At 46.0% G+C, this 14,875-nt stretch carries 15 protein-coding genes; 1 reads left to right on the forward strand and 14 read right to left on the reverse strand.

The window, feature by feature from the left end:
* Nucleotides 1–32 precede the first annotated feature (32 nt).
* The 10 genes from H8K36_RS18535 to H8K36_RS18580 form a co-directional block, all read right to left on the reverse strand.
* Nucleotides 33–377 (reverse strand): energy transducer TonB, encoded by a 345-nt coding sequence (locus H8K36_RS18535; protein ID WP_186918016.1) that lies wholly within the window; start codon nucleotides 375–377, stop codon nucleotides 33–35.
* Between the two features lie 46 nt (nucleotides 378–423).
* Nucleotides 424–765, reverse strand: a complete 342-nt coding sequence (locus tag H8K36_RS18540; RefSeq protein ID WP_186918017.1) for an energy transducer TonB — start codon at nucleotides 763–765, stop codon at nucleotides 424–426.
* A 35-nt stretch (nucleotides 766–800) separates the two neighbouring features.
* Nucleotides 801–2,537 (reverse strand): methyl-accepting chemotaxis protein, encoded by a 1,737-nt coding sequence (locus tag H8K36_RS18545; protein ID WP_230404813.1) that lies wholly within the window; start codon nucleotides 2,535–2,537, stop codon nucleotides 801–803.
* A gap of 347 nt (nucleotides 2,538–2,884) precedes the next feature.
* The gene (gene ptsP, locus H8K36_RS18550; protein ID WP_186918018.1) at nucleotides 2,885–4,651 is read right to left on the reverse strand and encodes a phosphoenolpyruvate--protein phosphotransferase; all 1,767 of its coding nucleotides are present in this window, start codon (nucleotides 4,649–4,651) and stop codon (nucleotides 2,885–2,887) included.
* A gap of 82 nt (nucleotides 4,652–4,733) precedes the next feature.
* Nucleotides 4,734–5,003, reverse strand: coding sequence for an HPr family phosphocarrier protein (locus tag H8K36_RS18555; RefSeq protein WP_186918019.1), 270 nt, complete (start codon nucleotides 5,001–5,003; stop codon nucleotides 4,734–4,736).
* A 34-nt stretch (nucleotides 5,004–5,037) separates the two neighbouring features.
* Nucleotides 5,038–5,445, reverse strand: coding sequence for a PTS sugar transporter subunit IIA (locus H8K36_RS18560; RefSeq protein ID WP_186918020.1), 408 nt, complete (start codon nucleotides 5,443–5,445; stop codon nucleotides 5,038–5,040).
* Between the two features lie 72 nt (nucleotides 5,446–5,517).
* Nucleotides 5,518–6,462, reverse strand: a complete 945-nt coding sequence (gshB, locus tag H8K36_RS18565; protein WP_186918021.1) for a glutathione synthase — start codon at nucleotides 6,460–6,462, stop codon at nucleotides 5,518–5,520.
* Between the two features lie 54 nt (nucleotides 6,463–6,516).
* Nucleotides 6,517–7,815 carry a glutamate--cysteine ligase gene (gene gshA / locus H8K36_RS18570; protein WP_186918022.1) on the reverse strand — a complete coding sequence of 433 codons (1,299 nt, stop codon included), beginning with the start codon at nucleotides 7,813–7,815 and terminating at the stop codon, nucleotides 6,517–6,519.
* A gap of 149 nt (nucleotides 7,816–7,964) precedes the next feature.
* Nucleotides 7,965–8,267: an antibiotic biosynthesis monooxygenase family protein gene (locus tag H8K36_RS18575; protein ID WP_186918023.1), complete on the reverse strand. Its 303-nt coding sequence runs from the start codon at nucleotides 8,265–8,267 to the stop codon at nucleotides 7,965–7,967.
* Between the two features lie 43 nt (nucleotides 8,268–8,310).
* Nucleotides 8,311–9,324 (reverse strand): AI-2E family transporter, encoded by a 1,014-nt coding sequence (locus tag H8K36_RS18580; protein WP_186918024.1) that lies wholly within the window; start codon nucleotides 9,322–9,324, stop codon nucleotides 8,311–8,313.
* A 351-nt stretch (nucleotides 9,325–9,675) separates the two neighbouring features.
* Between H8K36_RS18580 and H8K36_RS18585 the strand changes: the two genes are divergently transcribed.
* Nucleotides 9,676–11,145: a sensor domain-containing diguanylate cyclase gene (locus tag H8K36_RS18585; protein ID WP_186918025.1), complete on the forward strand. Its 1,470-nt coding sequence runs from the start codon at nucleotides 9,676–9,678 to the stop codon at nucleotides 11,143–11,145.
* Between the two features lie 4 nt (nucleotides 11,146–11,149).
* Here H8K36_RS18585 and H8K36_RS18590 read toward each other — a convergent pair whose 3' ends face one another.
* From H8K36_RS18590 to H8K36_RS18605, 4 genes are all read right to left on the reverse strand, one after another.
* Nucleotides 11,150–11,977: a Rossmann-like and DUF2520 domain-containing protein gene (locus tag H8K36_RS18590; protein ID WP_186918026.1), complete on the reverse strand. Its 828-nt coding sequence runs from the start codon at nucleotides 11,975–11,977 to the stop codon at nucleotides 11,150–11,152.
* Nucleotides 11,978–12,053: 76 nt separating this feature from the next.
* Nucleotides 12,054–13,142 (reverse strand): carbonic anhydrase, encoded by a 1,089-nt coding sequence (locus H8K36_RS18595; protein ID WP_186918027.1) that lies wholly within the window; start codon nucleotides 13,140–13,142, stop codon nucleotides 12,054–12,056.
* A 60-nt stretch (nucleotides 13,143–13,202) separates the two neighbouring features.
* Nucleotides 13,203–13,400 carry a DUF1289 domain-containing protein gene (locus tag H8K36_RS18600; protein ID WP_186918028.1) on the reverse strand — a complete coding sequence of 66 codons (198 nt, stop codon included), beginning with the start codon at nucleotides 13,398–13,400 and terminating at the stop codon, nucleotides 13,203–13,205.
* Nucleotides 13,397–14,659 carry a TIGR03862 family flavoprotein gene (locus tag H8K36_RS18605; protein ID WP_186918029.1) on the reverse strand — a complete coding sequence of 421 codons (1,263 nt, stop codon included), beginning with the start codon at nucleotides 14,657–14,659 and terminating at the stop codon, nucleotides 13,397–13,399. The genes H8K36_RS18600 and H8K36_RS18605 overlap by 4 nt, the downstream gene beginning before the upstream one ends.
* Nucleotides 14,660–14,875 lie beyond the last annotated feature (216 nt).

The raw sequence follows: 14,875 nt of genomic DNA on the forward strand, positions 1-14,875 counted from the left end.
CCGTGACGGGTTTCACACATTGCTAAGTGAAACTATTCCAACTTCCAAACAAAGTCGACTTTTGCCCATACTTGGTCAGGCTTGCCGTCTTTTGTCCCAGGTTTGAATTTGCACAAACTTAATGCAGTCAATGCGGCTTTATCAAGACTCTTAGAGCCGCTCGATTTTTCAACTTTGGAGTCAACCACTTTTCCATCTGGACTTACCAAAAAACCCATCGATACGGTTCCAGTTTCTTCATTCATCAAAGCTGCTTTTGGATACTTTGGAGGATCGCAAGATTTGCTGTCAATTACTGGAGAGACCTCGGCAGCGAGACTCGTACTCGATACTACCAACAAGGCGCAAGACACGATCGCAGAAATTTTAGAATTCATAAACAAACTCGCTGTTATTGGTTAAGGAAAAAGCAGACACAGACCTTCAAAACTTCCAGACAAAATCAACTTTCGTCCACATTTGCTCAACTTTACCATCTTTCGAACCAGGTTTAAACTTACATAGACTTAAGGCTGCTAGCGCTGCTTTGTCCAAACTTTTCGAGCCACTTGTGCTTTCAATTTTAGAGTCAACCACTTTTCCATCAACGCTGACCAAAAACCCCAAAGTTACAGTTCCAGTTTCTTCATTCATCAATGACGCTTTAGGATATTTAGGTGCTTCACACGACTTATTGTCCATCACTGGTTGATTTACTGCAGCTACCGCGTTACCTAAGCTAGAAAATGCTAACACTACACTTGCTACAAGAATTCGAATCTGCATAAGTCTCACCTTCTCAGTCAAATACGTCGTCGGTATTAAAATTCTTCCCAATCGTCATCACTTGCTTTCGCTGGACTCGCTTTCTTCGGTGCAGGTTTAGCGGAAGGTAATGATTTCACAGAGGATTTCACTTGCGGTTTTGCCGCTTGGGGCGCAGGTTTTGCAGCGGCACTTTGTCTCGGTGCGAACATACTTTGTTCACCCACATTCAATTTAAAGATACTGACGACTTTCGCCAACTCACCCGCTTGATCTTGTAGACTCTGCGCGGCGGCTGCAGCTTCCTCCACCAATGCTGCATTTTGCTGAGTCATGCCATCCATTTCGATAATCGCTAAATTGACGGCTTCGATACCAGTACTTTGTTCTTGGCTAGCAGCGCTAATTTCAGCAATGATGTCAGTGACGTGACGCACACTCGACACAACCTCATCAATCGTTGCGCCAGCTTGGCCAACCAACTTACTGCCGATCTCCACTTTCTCGACTGAGTCACCGATCAAGGTCTTAATTTCCTTAGCCGCAGCAGCACTACGTTGTGCCAAGCTACGGACTTCAGATGCAACCACCGCAAAACCACGACCTTGCTCACCTGCACGCGCAGCTTCAACTGCAGCATTCAACGCGAGAATATTTGTTTGGAATGCGATGCCGTCAATCACACTAATAATGTCGACAATTTTCTTCGCAGATTCATTGATCGAACTCATCGTATCAACAACTTCAGCAACGACCACACCACCTTGACGTGCGACGTCAGAAGCGGATGCTGCTAACTTATTCGCTTCACGTGCATTGTCTGCATTTTGCTTCACGGTAGTCGTCAATTCTTTCATCGACGCAGTCGTCTTCTCGAGAGAACTTGCCTGTTGCTCCGTACGAGAAGACAAGTCCAAGTTTCCAGATGCAATTTCACGCGAAGCTGTTGCGATTGTGTCTGTGCCGACGCGAACTTGTCCAACGATATTGACCAAGCTATCACGCATCGTTTTCATTTCATGAATCAAACTATCGTTGTCACCATTTTCGCTATCAATCACGCCAGACAAATCACCAGACGCAATCTTGCTTGCGATTTCAGCGGCATAATCCGGCTCACCACCCAATTGCTTCAACAGACTACGCGTAATAAAGATTGCTGCCACTATTCCCAAAACGAGTGCAGCGCAACCCAAGATCAACAGTAAATTTCTTGCGTAACTGAACGCAGACTTAGCTTCATCTGCGACCGCTACCGACTGCTTGTCACCATGCGTCACCATCTCATCCAACACGTTCAACCAAGCATCCTGCACAGGGCGAATTTTCTTGATCAAAGAAATTGTTGCCATTTCCTGATTATTGGCTAAGCCCAAGTCTTTGGCTAAATTAGGCAAGGGCTCCGCTGCTTTTTCCTTCTCTTTCAGTTTGACTAAAAGATCTTTTTCTTCCTTGCTGAAATTTGGATCCTTCTTCAAGGAGTCCAATAACTTCCCCTCAAGTTCAGAGTAATCTTTCGATTGTTTCTCAATCTTCTTGAGGTCCTTGGCCATGTCATCCAAGTCGGTCAAAAGAGTCAAATTACGTAATGAAACTTGGCGGTCATAAACGATAGCGCGCATGTCCAAAATCATGCGACCCTGCTTGTTGCTGACGTTGACGATGTTTTCCAGTCTGTCCTGAATGAGCGACATGCCTGAAATGCCTAGTGCTGTCACCGCGATCAGCAAAACGAAGACCAGTGCGAAACCGAGCCCGAGGCGCTTACCCACTTTCATTGTAGTTAAGTTCATGTTATTTCAGCCAAGTTAGGAGTTAAATTACTCGATTTGAATCGGCGAATTTCCGTCAAAGCGAGCGTACAAGTCATGAGAACTTATAGGTTTAAAAGTGTATTCTCAGTATAAAAGGAGGCAACTTGCCACCTTAAACAAGTCGACTACTTGATTAGAATATACTCCATTTTTGCCTGTTGGCAAGTCACCAAGTGGCAAAAAACCACTGCAATTAAAGCTTTGGCATCAAAAATTGAACAAAACCAACATTTCCGAGTGGCAATTATGCAACGTGTAAAATTACCTTGCTTTTTTGCTTTTGACGTGTAAATCGGTATCTTCGGAATTGTCTTAAATTGCAACGACTAATTTGTAGCAAATTCTTGGCTACGCATCGCGACTAGTAATTCTTGAATTAATTTCGGATCATAAGTGCGCAAAATCTTTTTCGTAGCTACTTGCAGAAGGCCGATATTGGTCTTGAGGATTTCTTGTTTAATCTCAGGCAAGATGGCAGCTGGCATCGACAACTCCCGAAATCCCATTGCCACCAAAAGACGCGTCAACTTAATGTCGCCCGCCATACCGCCGCAAATAGCGACGGGTATTCCCGCACGATCAGCTGCGGTGACTGTCATATCGAGTAACTGCAAAATCGCAGGATGTGTATCGTTATAGAGGTGAGCGACCTCATGATCGGCACGATCAATCGCCAAGGTATATTGAATGAGATCGTTGGTCCCGATCGATAAAAAATCGAGCTTTTTCACAAACATTGGAAGACTCAAGGCCGCTGCAGGAACTTCAATCATCGCACCAACCTTAACGCCATCATCGAAGGCGATACCATCGGTTAGAAGTTCTTGCTTTGCCTGCGCAATCATCGCAAGGGATTGTTCAATTTCGAACGCGTGCGCTAACATTGGAATCAAAATATGCACGTTGCCGAAAGCAGATGCACGCAAAATCGCTCTTAATTGCGTCAAGAATATCTGGGGTTCCTTTAAGCAGTATCGAATCGCACGCAGACCTAAGGCTGGGTTCAGAATATTGTGTTCGCTGCTATCGAGGGGCTTGTCCGCACCAACATCCAAGGTGCGAATAGTCACAGGTCGACCTTTCATTGCCTGCACTGCTTTTTTATAGGCCTCGAATTGCTCTTCCTCGGTAGGTAATTGCAATTCGCTTCCAGTGCGCCCCATAAACAAAAATTCCGATCGGAACAATCCTACACCGCTGGCGCCCACCTCCATAGCTGCGACCGCATCTTCAGGTAACTCAATGTTGGCCAACAGTTGAATTTCGATTCCATCCAAAGTGATCGCTGGCGTTTTCTTTAGCTTCGATAGTTTCTTGCGCTCTTTGATCAGCAACGCTTGTCGATCACGATATTGGGCGATCAACAGCGGCGACGGTGCCACAATAACGACGCCAGCGTCACTATCAATAATCAACCAATCATCTTGCTCAATGAGCTGAGAAGCATTGCCGAGGCCGACCACAGCCGGAATACCTAAGCTGCGAGAAACAATAGCGGTGTGCGAATTTGGCCCGCCTTCGTCGGTCACAAATCCCGTAAAGGCGACATCACGAAACTGCATCATGTCAGCTGGTGAAATATCTCTCGCGACGACGATCATGTTGGCGTTCTGCTCATCGACACCGAGCGCACGCGGCAATTGATGTGCGGTACCCGTGAGCACCTTTAACACACGCTCAGCGACTTGTTGGATATCGGCCTTGCGTTCACGCAGGTATTCGTCCTCAATTTCATCAAATTGGGCAGATAGAGCATCAACCTGTGTGACAAGCGCCCATTCGGCGTTGTAGTGGCGAGTGCGTATGATGTCCAAGGGTGCCTCGGACAACATTGGGTCAGACAAAATTAAGACGTGAACATCAAGGAAGGCACCAAGCTCGGTCGGTGCATCGGTCGGCAAGTCAGACCAGAGCGATTGTAGATCGAGTTGGACTTGAGCGATGGCACTCTGTAGGCGAGAGACTTCCGCTTCGACTTGTTCTTGTGCGATCAAATAATGCTGCACATCCATCGCCGCGGGACGCAGAAGGTGCGCGCGTCCGATAGTAATGCCGCGAGAAACTGGAATGCCTTGTAAAGTAAATGACGCCACTTAATCTCCCACAGATGCTTATACGCTGACTAGCGTTTGATTAAATCTTAGCTGCAAACTTGCATACAAAAGCACAGCAGTACTATTCACCCTCGCCAAATTTGTCGTTGATCAAGGCGGAAATGGCATCAAAGCAGGCTTGCTCATCTTCACCATTCGTTTCCAGCAAAATCTTACTTCCTTTGCCCGCAGCCAGCATCATGACGCCCATAATCGACTTTCCATTGACGCGACGATTGTTGCGGGTAAGCCAAACTTCACTCTTAAATTTACCACCAAGCTGAGTCAATTTAGCCGAAGCACGTGCATGCAAACCTAACTTATTGATGATCTCGATTTCTTGTTGAATCATGTTAGCTATCCTGGAAAAATATATTCTTAGATTATTAGGTTTGGCCAATGCGAATTCGGTTATCGACACGCATCGCACCGTTCTGACCACCTGCCAATGCCATTTCGACTACCACGTCGAGAGTGTCTTGACGGTAGGTGATCGCGCGTAACAACATCGGCAAACTAATACCCGCAATAACAGCAACTTCCGATGGGTCGGCAAGTTGACGGCAGCAATTGGCAGGAGTGCCGCCGGTAATATCTGTCAAAATCAAAACACCAGAACCATCGTTCAATCGCGCAATCGCCTCTCGCGCCAGTTGGTTCACTTCATCTAGATTTTGATCAGCGATAACATCGATCGCCTCCAAGCGCTCGGGTTGTCCGCGAAATACATGACTCGCCGCTTGAATAAACGCGCTACCAAGCGGTGCATGTGTCATTAAGAGTAAACCTACCATTTTGCTATCCTGAATCGCGGCCACACTCATTCTGGCTCGTCGATCACTGCGATCAATAATGTAAATATTTGTTTAGGCAGCAATAGCGAGTTCCAGAGCATCGATGAACATGGCTGCCACATCAAATCCTTTTTGCTGCGTAATCTCTTGGAAGCAGGTCGGACTCGTGACGTTCACTTCGGTCAGACAACTGCCAATCACGTCTAATCCTACCAGCAACAAGCCGCGTTGGTATAGTATTGGCGCTAAAGATTCAGCAATTTCTCTATCACGCGCACTCAATTCCTGCGCAACACCAACACCACCTGCAGCCAAATTCCCACGTACCTCGCCATTTTGTGGAATTCGCGCCAACGCAAATGGCACGACTTTGCCGCCAATCAGGAGAATTCGTTTGTCGCCATGAACGATCTCAGGAATATATTTTTGCACCATGATCGTGCTCACACCGTTCACGGTGAGCGTTTCAATCACCGATCCGAGATTCATACCATCTTCACGAATTCGGAAAATACCAGCACCACCCATTCCATCGAGCGGTTTCAAAATAATGTCGCGGTGCTCAGCAAAAAATTCACGAATTCTTTGCTCATCACGTGTCACCAAAGTGGGGGTGGTGAATTGTGAGAACTGCGCGATACTGAGTTTTTCATTATGGTCACGAATGGCAGATGGTTTATTGAAAACTCTAGCACCATGCTTTTCAGCCAAATCTAGCAAATAAGTGGCGTAGATGTATTCCATATCAAATGGTGGATCTTTACGCTGAATTACTGCATCAAACTCAGACAAAACGACATCGGCCGCTGGCGATAACCGATACCAACGGTCTGCTTCGCCTGTCAACGTAAGCTCACAAACTTTCGCTCGCACTTGGCCTGAGATCAGAGCCATATCTTGCGGCCCAAAAGCAAAAAATTGATGTCCGCGACGACTTGCCTCGCGCATCATCGCAAAAGTTGAGTCTTTATAGATTTTGAATCCATCAAGAGGATCAGTGATAAAAGCAATTTTCATATTTTCTCGCATTCGTGAGAGTGATTAACAATTGACTCTCATACGCACTACGCCTTAATAAATTTCAGGATGTGGATCAGTCTTTTCTAACTCCAACGATGCTGCCAATAAGGCTAAACGCGCGACGACACCATACATGTAGAATCGATTCGGCGCGGCAGTACCAGGTTTCGCACGCATATCCGGCACGGCATGTTGCTGAGCGAAAGCGAGTGGAACGAATTCCATTCCTGGAGCATTCAAATTTTCATCGACACCGCGATCTTGATGCACACGGTAGAACCCGCCAACCACGTAGCGGTCTATCATATACACCACAGGTTCCGCTACCGACTCACCAATTTGTTCGAAGGTATACACACCCTCTTGCACAATAAAATCTCGCACCGCACGACCATCTTTGACGACGGTCATTTTATTCTTTTGTTTGGCGTTGAGATCACGCACTTCGCGCGAGTCACGGACTGTCATAATACCCATACCGCATGTGCCGGCATCGGCTTTCACGATCACGAAAGGCTTTTCCTTGATGCCGTACTCTTTGTATTTCTTGCGAATCTTCGCGAGTATGGTATCAACAGTCGCCATCAGTGCGTCGAGCCCTGTCCCCTCATCAAAGTTAACGTCAGTACACTTTGCATGGAAAGGATTCAACATCCAAGGATCAATCTCAACCATCTTCGAAAACTTCTTCACTACCTCATCATAGCAATCGAAGTGGTTTGTTTTACGACGCATCGCCCATCCGGCATGAAGAGGCGGCAACAAAGTTTGTTCGTGAATTTCTTCCAAAATAGAAGGAATGCTTTGAGACAAGTCGTTATTCAAGAGAATAGTACAGGGATCGAAGTTTTTGAGACCGAGTCGGCGTCCATTGGCGGAGCGTTGCAATGGTTCGAGCACCAAGTCGCTACCATCAGGCAATACGATGGTGGTTGCCGTCTTTAGGTTCTCATCGAGGCTACCAAGGCGAACATTCAAACCAGTCTGACGATAAATTTGCATTTGACGCGCAATATTCTGCCAATACGTCATATTGCATGGATTACCCTCGGGAATTAACAACAAATTACGCGCATCGGGACAATATTTTTCAATTGCAGCCATTGAGGCTTGCACGGCCAATGGCAATACTTCAGACGAAAGATGATTGAAGCCGCCCGGAAAAAGATTGGTATCAACTGGTGCCAATTTGAAACCTGAATTACGCATGTCGACAGAACAATAAAACGGTGGCGTATGCTCCTGCCACTCAAGTCGGAACCATCGCTCAATCGAAGGTGTCGCCTCCAATATTTTCTTTTCAAACTCAAGCAGAGGACCGTTAAACGCGGTCGCAAGATGCGGAACCATAATTACCTTTTATCTACCAAAATGTGTATGTGACTTAGCTTCAATTACAAGCATCGTAATCTTATCAACTTGGGGCATAAAGGAGTTTCTCAAGTGCGATTATCCTTACTGCATGCAAGTGTATAGATTCATAAGAAAACTTTAGAAATTTACGCTGATTTACCTAGCAAATCGAAATGTTCAACCACTGGCGCACTCGCGAAGAACGGTCCAACTATTGTCCGCCATGCGACGAAGGCATCGGACTGGCGAAAATCGACCGTGTGATTTTCCAATGTATCCCAAAAGATCATCAATACATAACGTTCAGGCGACTCAATTCCTTTATTCACTTTGTAGCCACGGAATCCTTTAGCATGCGCAATCACTTCAGTCAGCCCCTTAATGATGGCTGCATCGAAGGCATCTTGTTGTCCAGCGTGGATACGAATATCGGCTAATTCGAGAATCATGGTGTTCCAACCTTTTTATTTTGTTAACGATAAACGAAAGTGATTATATTAAGTCACGATCGCATAGCTCTTTCTTAATGTATGAATAAAAAACCGGTGCAGCAACAACGCCTGGCAATCCGAACAAGGTTTCCATGACTAAGATTGCTGTCAACAATTCCCATGCTTTTGCATTCACTTGAGAACCAATAATACGAGCATTCAGGAAGTACTCTAATTTATGAATGATCACCATAAAACTCAAAGACACGGCCGCCATTTGTAGGGAGTGCGACAAACTCACAATCACGATCACCGTATTGGAGATGATATTACCGACTACGGGGATCAAGCCTGCAACAAATGTAATTGCAATCATACTTTTCACCAGCGGCAGGTGCACGCCCGCCGTTGGCAAGATCACCGCTAAAAAAATACCCGTGAAAATGGTATTGATCAAAGAGATCCGAACCTGCGCAAACACCACGCGATGAAACATTTCCGCCAAATTGACCACACGTTGATGTAATGCAGCGGCGAAAGGCCGATAGCGATGTGTGCTTGTAGCGTCCTGCAAAGCCACCATGCTACCAATGATCATACCGAGCAGCAGATGCACAATGATATGCCCAGCTTCTTGTCCCACCACCTTCGCCTCTCCTGCGTGATCGCGCAGAGCATCGATCATAATGCGTTTAAGTCCATCTACGTCCTCAGGAATATTACTACTTATCCAAAGTGGCAATTGCTGACGCGACGCCTCTATCATATCAGCGAGCTTTTGTAGAAGGCTTTGCAAATTTCCAGCATCGCTACGCAGAAAGGCGAACACCCCCCATATAGCGAAACTCAAAGCGACGATCACCATGGTTGAAAGGAAGCCGACAGCAATTAACCGCGATTGCTGATTACTAAAGCGCCGCTGTATGGTGGGCACCAATAAACGAACTAAGGAATACAAAATCAAGCCAGAAAACAGAGTCACCAAAAGTCCGGACTTTAAAATGACAAACAATGCAATTGCTGCAATCAGGTAAGAGGCCAAATCAACCCGAGATATTGTTTTTACTTGTGCCATATCGCTCCTTAAACGGCAAAAATGGTTTTCTAATCGATGTGCGGTCGCAAGCGCGATAGGTCGACCAGAACAAAGGTGGCGCCAAAACATCAGTTTTCAAACATCGAAAACATTGTTTTGATCAATTTAACTGCCCGTATGCTAGCTGCAAATGATCAAGAATACATCGTTCTACCTGAAATAGGCGGGCTCAAGTTAATCAAACACCCGCCTAAGGTCGTCGAAAAAAGACAAAGTCCGTCGAGATTGATTCGAAATAGTGTTGGTTTATAGTATGATCTTGGCTCTTAGCCAATAAATTTTGGCGACCCTCACCTAAGTTCAGAACTACATTCACGCACCATTGGACCTATGAGAAAATCATTTAAGCAATATCATTTGTTGATTTGGATTTCTTTGATCTTGGTCCTCGGCTTTGTAGCAGTATTGACGACTAGCTATTATGTATCTCGCGAAACCTTACAACGAGGTTTATCTGAAAATACACTGCCCATCACCGGCGATAATGTGTACTCAGAAATTCAAAAAGATATTTTGCGCCCAGTTTTTGTTTCCGCACAAATGGCAAATGATACCTTTGTGCGTGATTGGGTTATCGATGGCGAACAAGATGTCGCTCAAATTTCTAAGTATCTAAAAGAAATTAAATCAAAAAATAACGCAATCTCCAGTTTCTTTGTTAGCGACATCACGAAGAACTATTACTACCCAGATGGTCTACTCAAAACCATCAAAGACAGTGAGCCTCGCGATCAATGGTTTTTTCGCGTCAAGAATTTGAAGGCGCAATACGAAACCAATGTCGACGCCGACATGGCGAACCGCGACAACATGACCATTTTTACCAACTATCGTGTGGTCAATTACGAAGGTAAGTTTATCGGGGCGGTTGGCATAGGTTTGACGCTCGACACGATGAAACATCTGATCGACAGCTATCAGACACGCTTTCAACGTAATATCTACTTCGTGGATAAAAAAGGGAATGTCGTATTAAGCGGCAGTAGCTTCGCCCACAAGAAAACCAATTTAGAAAATATCCCTGGCATCAAAGTTCTCGCGAAACAAATTTTAGCAAATGCAAAAAACGACTCCCTTCATCTTGAGTATGCTGATGGCGCCGAGAGCGTCTATGTGAATTCGCGCTTTATCCCAGAACTCGGTTGGCATCTCTTAGTTGAACAAAATTTTGATGGCGAGTTGAAGCCTCTGCACCGCCTATTAATGGTCAACGCAGCAATTGGCTTAGGGATTACCTTTACTGTATTGATCATCGTCTTATTATCAATTCGTCGCTACCAAAAGCGAATTGAGAAATCAGCAGCAACTGATCCTTTAACCAAACTGCTGAATCGCCAAGCATTTGATTTCGTATTTCAACAAGCAATACTCGATAGTGAACGTTCACGACAACCGCTGTGTGTCGCGCTAATGGACATCGATCACTTCAAAAAAATCAACGATAAACACGGACATCTTTTAGGTGACCATGTCTTACGTGAAATCGCTGCCATTTCAAAACGGTCTTTACGTGAAAGCGATGTGATCTGCCGTTGGGGTGGAGAAGAATTCTTGCTACTACTGAAAAACTGCTCCCTCGAAAAAGCGACCTCTATCGCAGAAAATCTGCGTGCGACCATTGCTGGCAATGATTTTTCACGCACCACGGATCTCGCAAAAGGTAAACTCTCATTGACGGTCAGTATGGGTGTCGCTGAATACAAATCCAATGAATCTGAAGATAGCATGTTCGAACGCGCTGACGTTGCGCTGTATCAGGCAAAAGAGAATGGGCGTAACAGCGTCTACTTCTCCGAATAAATCCTTAGTGTCGTTTAACTCGATTCGCCACAGCTTTTGTCGGGTCAATAAACGCTTGATACAAACTTGCGGCCTGTTGATCCCATAAAGCCAAATCGGCCAACTGTTTTTCCACAGTCTCAAGATCACCGCGCTTGATTGGCCCGGTTAAGGCATCTTCGGTGCTGCTGCTAAAGACATTCTCCAACGTTTTCTTCGCTAATGGCTGTGCTAAAGCGACTGCCATTTCTGGTGAAAGACCAGCTGCTTGATATGTTTTTAGTGCGATGTCCATCAATGTCACCAAATAATTACTGGCAAACACCGACGCGGCGTGATAACGCAATTTATGTTCAGTTTCAAGCATGAAGGTGCGTGCACCGATTGCCTCAAAGGCGGGAACCAAAATCGCTAAAGCTTCAGCATCGCCTTCTACTCCGCAATAGGTGTCCACAAAATCGGCCACAACCACTTCAGGTGAAGCAAAGCTTCGTACAGGATGGAAGGAAGCTACATAGTGCCCAGCGTCTCGCAGCGGCTGGAGGATCGAAGAAGACTTCGATCCACTGCAATGAAAGACGATGCTACGTGGCTTAAGCATGTCCTTTACTAATAACAAGTTCGATATAGTCGCGATATCGTCATCGGCCACGGTAAGCATGCAAACGTCGGCGCTCGCAAGTTCAAGCAGATTGTGAACTGCCTTACCAGAACCAATAAAATGAGATGCGTGCTGTGCTGTGGCTGCGGTGCGCGTGAAAACAGAAGCAATTTGAAATTGATCAGCGCTGTGAAACAGCCGTGCCAAAGTTTGGCCAACGCGCCCGGCACCAATGACGTTGAGAGTCAACATAGCGAACTAAGTCAATGAAAAGAGCATTTTACGACGCTTCTGAAGTAATTCGTTGTATTCGCTATGTTTTTATAATTTAACGAGATTCCTTGATGATACGACCCGAGCTGCGTTGGATTGGGCGCGCATTCATCGGATACAAGCGACCAAAAATCGCTAACTGGTCTGCTGATATTTCCATAGGCTGTTTAAGTACCAACCACAATACACCCTCACTACAAGGTGGAGTCGTGAGTGAGCCCATATAAGTGTAGTAGTCCCGTTTGGCTGGCAGTAGCTTGGAAAGATCGATATTGCTCAAGGCTTTTACTGGATCATTTTTCTCTAACGGAAGATTATTCCAAACTAATTGGATAATCTCTTGCGATTGCCCCGCCTCTAAAAGCACCGCCACAACGGCTAGCTTACCTTCACGATCTTTGTGTACAAGATGAGCGACCATATCGAAGCCCTTACCATTGATTCGCTCCTCAGATGGTCTATGGAAATGGAATTGCAGTAACTCGTAGCTCTTGCCAGAAACATTAATGTAATTACCCGAGCTTAAGTTTACTTGAATCGTGTGACCATTATCGACCACTGTGAATTGCACAGGTTTGTAATCAAAGTTGATACCATCGAGCTCAACTTTTATACCGTCACGTATATCGATAGGTGACTGCCGCTCACCAAGATCACACTTGGTGTTTGCCGGATTCATTTTTCCCCAATTTAAAGGGCCTGATTCCCCTTCGTAACTCCAATGCGGAGCTTCGTGTGCGGATTCAGATTTCTTGGCTTTGGAGTTAGCTTCAGCGCTGCGTGGTGCCAAACTGTAGGGGCGAACAATCGGTGGGGCCCCAACGACTCTTCCGCGAGTTTCCTTATCTTTGCGTATCACCGCTAATTTCTCAGCGATCTTCGCGGCAAGCTCATCGGCAGCAGCGGCCTCTTTCAAGCGCGCCGCTTCGGCCGCTTTGCTATCTTTAGAGTCTTTACTGTCTTTGCCTTCTTTAGATGACTTACTGTCTTTCGAGTCTTTTGTATCCTTAGACGATTTTGACTCTTCTTTGGCAGAAGCCTCTTCTTTAGCCGATGCAGATTTAATAGGCTTTGTTGGAGGATCATTCGCAAGAGCTGCTGATCCTGTGAATAAAAGTGCAAGTAAAAAGAATGGCGCGCGCATAGTCATAGCCTCAAAGGATGATATGTGCTTTACGGCAATTTTGAAGAAAAACTTGAACGTTTATGTCAGTTCTTTTCTCGCTTCGAGTTTGGCCCATATTGCTAATTTCTGTGGCTCCGTCGCTCGACTCCACATCGCGATCTCATCCAAACTACGCCAACATCCCTGACAAAGCTTGGTCAAGTGATCGATCTTGCAGACCTTGGTGCAGGGAGAAAGAACTAGTCCGGTGTCTGGACAAATTTTCTGTTGTGTCATCGAATGGCCTGCTCTCTGATTATAGATGCATATCTTGCTGCCGCCTCACCTGCGACATAGCCGGTGGCCAAACAAGCGCTGAGTAGGTATCCACCGGTCGGAGCCTCCCAATCCAACATTTCGCCAGCACAAAACATACCTGGTAGCTTTTTTAACATCAAATCTTCATTCAGTGAATCAAAACAGACACCGCCAGCACTACTAATTGCTTCGTCAATGGGACGCGGAGAGATGATTTTCAATGGTAGCCTTTTGATTGCCGCAGCCAAACTTGGGATGTCCTGCATGACTTCTTTCGGGAGACACTCTTGTATTAATCCGTTGTGTACCGGATGAAGGCCAAGCTTACTCCGTAGATGGCTAGATAAGGAACGCGCGCCTCTAGGGGTCGCCAATTCGCGCAGTACACGCTCATCATCTTTGTCCGGTAACAAATCCAAGAATACAGTCGCGCTTCCATCGCGTTCGATCAGGTCTCGAATATACGAGGACATGGCGTATACCAAACTGCCTTCAATACCCGTCTCACTCATCACAAACTGACCGATCCGGCTTCGGCTTTCTCCTGTGATATCTTCCAAGCTCATTCCAACTTTCATCAAAGGCGAACCCGCAAATTTTTGCTGGAAATACAAACTCCAATCAAGATTGAATCCGCAGTTACTTGGTACAAAGCTTCTCAGGTTGACTCCGTGTTCCTGAAATTGAGAAAGCCACCTGCCGTCAGAACCAAGGCGAGCCCAACTTGCACCACCCATTGCAAAGATCACGATATCCGCGTTCTTCTCAATTTCGCCCACTAGAGTTTGGAAATGATGCCCCTTGCTTCCGAAGCTTAACCACTTATGACGCATATGAAATCGGACGCCGGCTTCGCGCAAACGATGCAACCATGCGCGCAGCAATGGCGCAGCCTTCATATCCACTGGAAAGACGCGACCGGAGCTACCAACAAATGTTTCAATTCCTAGATTAGATGCCCACTCGCGAATATGTTGAGGAGTAAATGCATTTAACGCTCTTGCTAGGTCTTGTTGGCGATTGAAATAGCGCAGCTGAAATAGAGGAAATTCCTCCGCGTGAGTGATATTCATGCCGCCTTTACCGGCGAGCAGAAATTTTCTACCAGCAGATGGCATAGCATCATAGACATCAACCTCAAGATCAGCGAGCGCAAGACGTTCGGCCGCCATTAGGCCGGCGGGCCCAGCACCGATAACTATCGCTCGCAGTTTAGAAGACCGAGGTTTGTCCATCATTTTCCGTGGGAAATCTTGAGATGAATCGGGTTGCGCATTATAACTTAATGCCTTAACACAGCTAGTTCACGCCAATTGGGTTGACGATATTTTCGGTAAGCGCAAAGCAAAAGCCCCTGATTCGCTGGAATCAGGGGCTTTCTGGGATAAGAGCCTGACGATGACCTACTTTCACACTGGTTGCAGCACTATCATCGGCGCAAAGTCGTTTCACTG

The sequence above is a fragment of the Affinundibacterium nitidum genome (genome assembly GCF_014284155.1).
Taxonomy (GTDB): domain Bacteria; phylum Pseudomonadota; class Gammaproteobacteria; order Burkholderiales; family Burkholderiaceae_D; genus Undibacterium; species Undibacterium nitidum.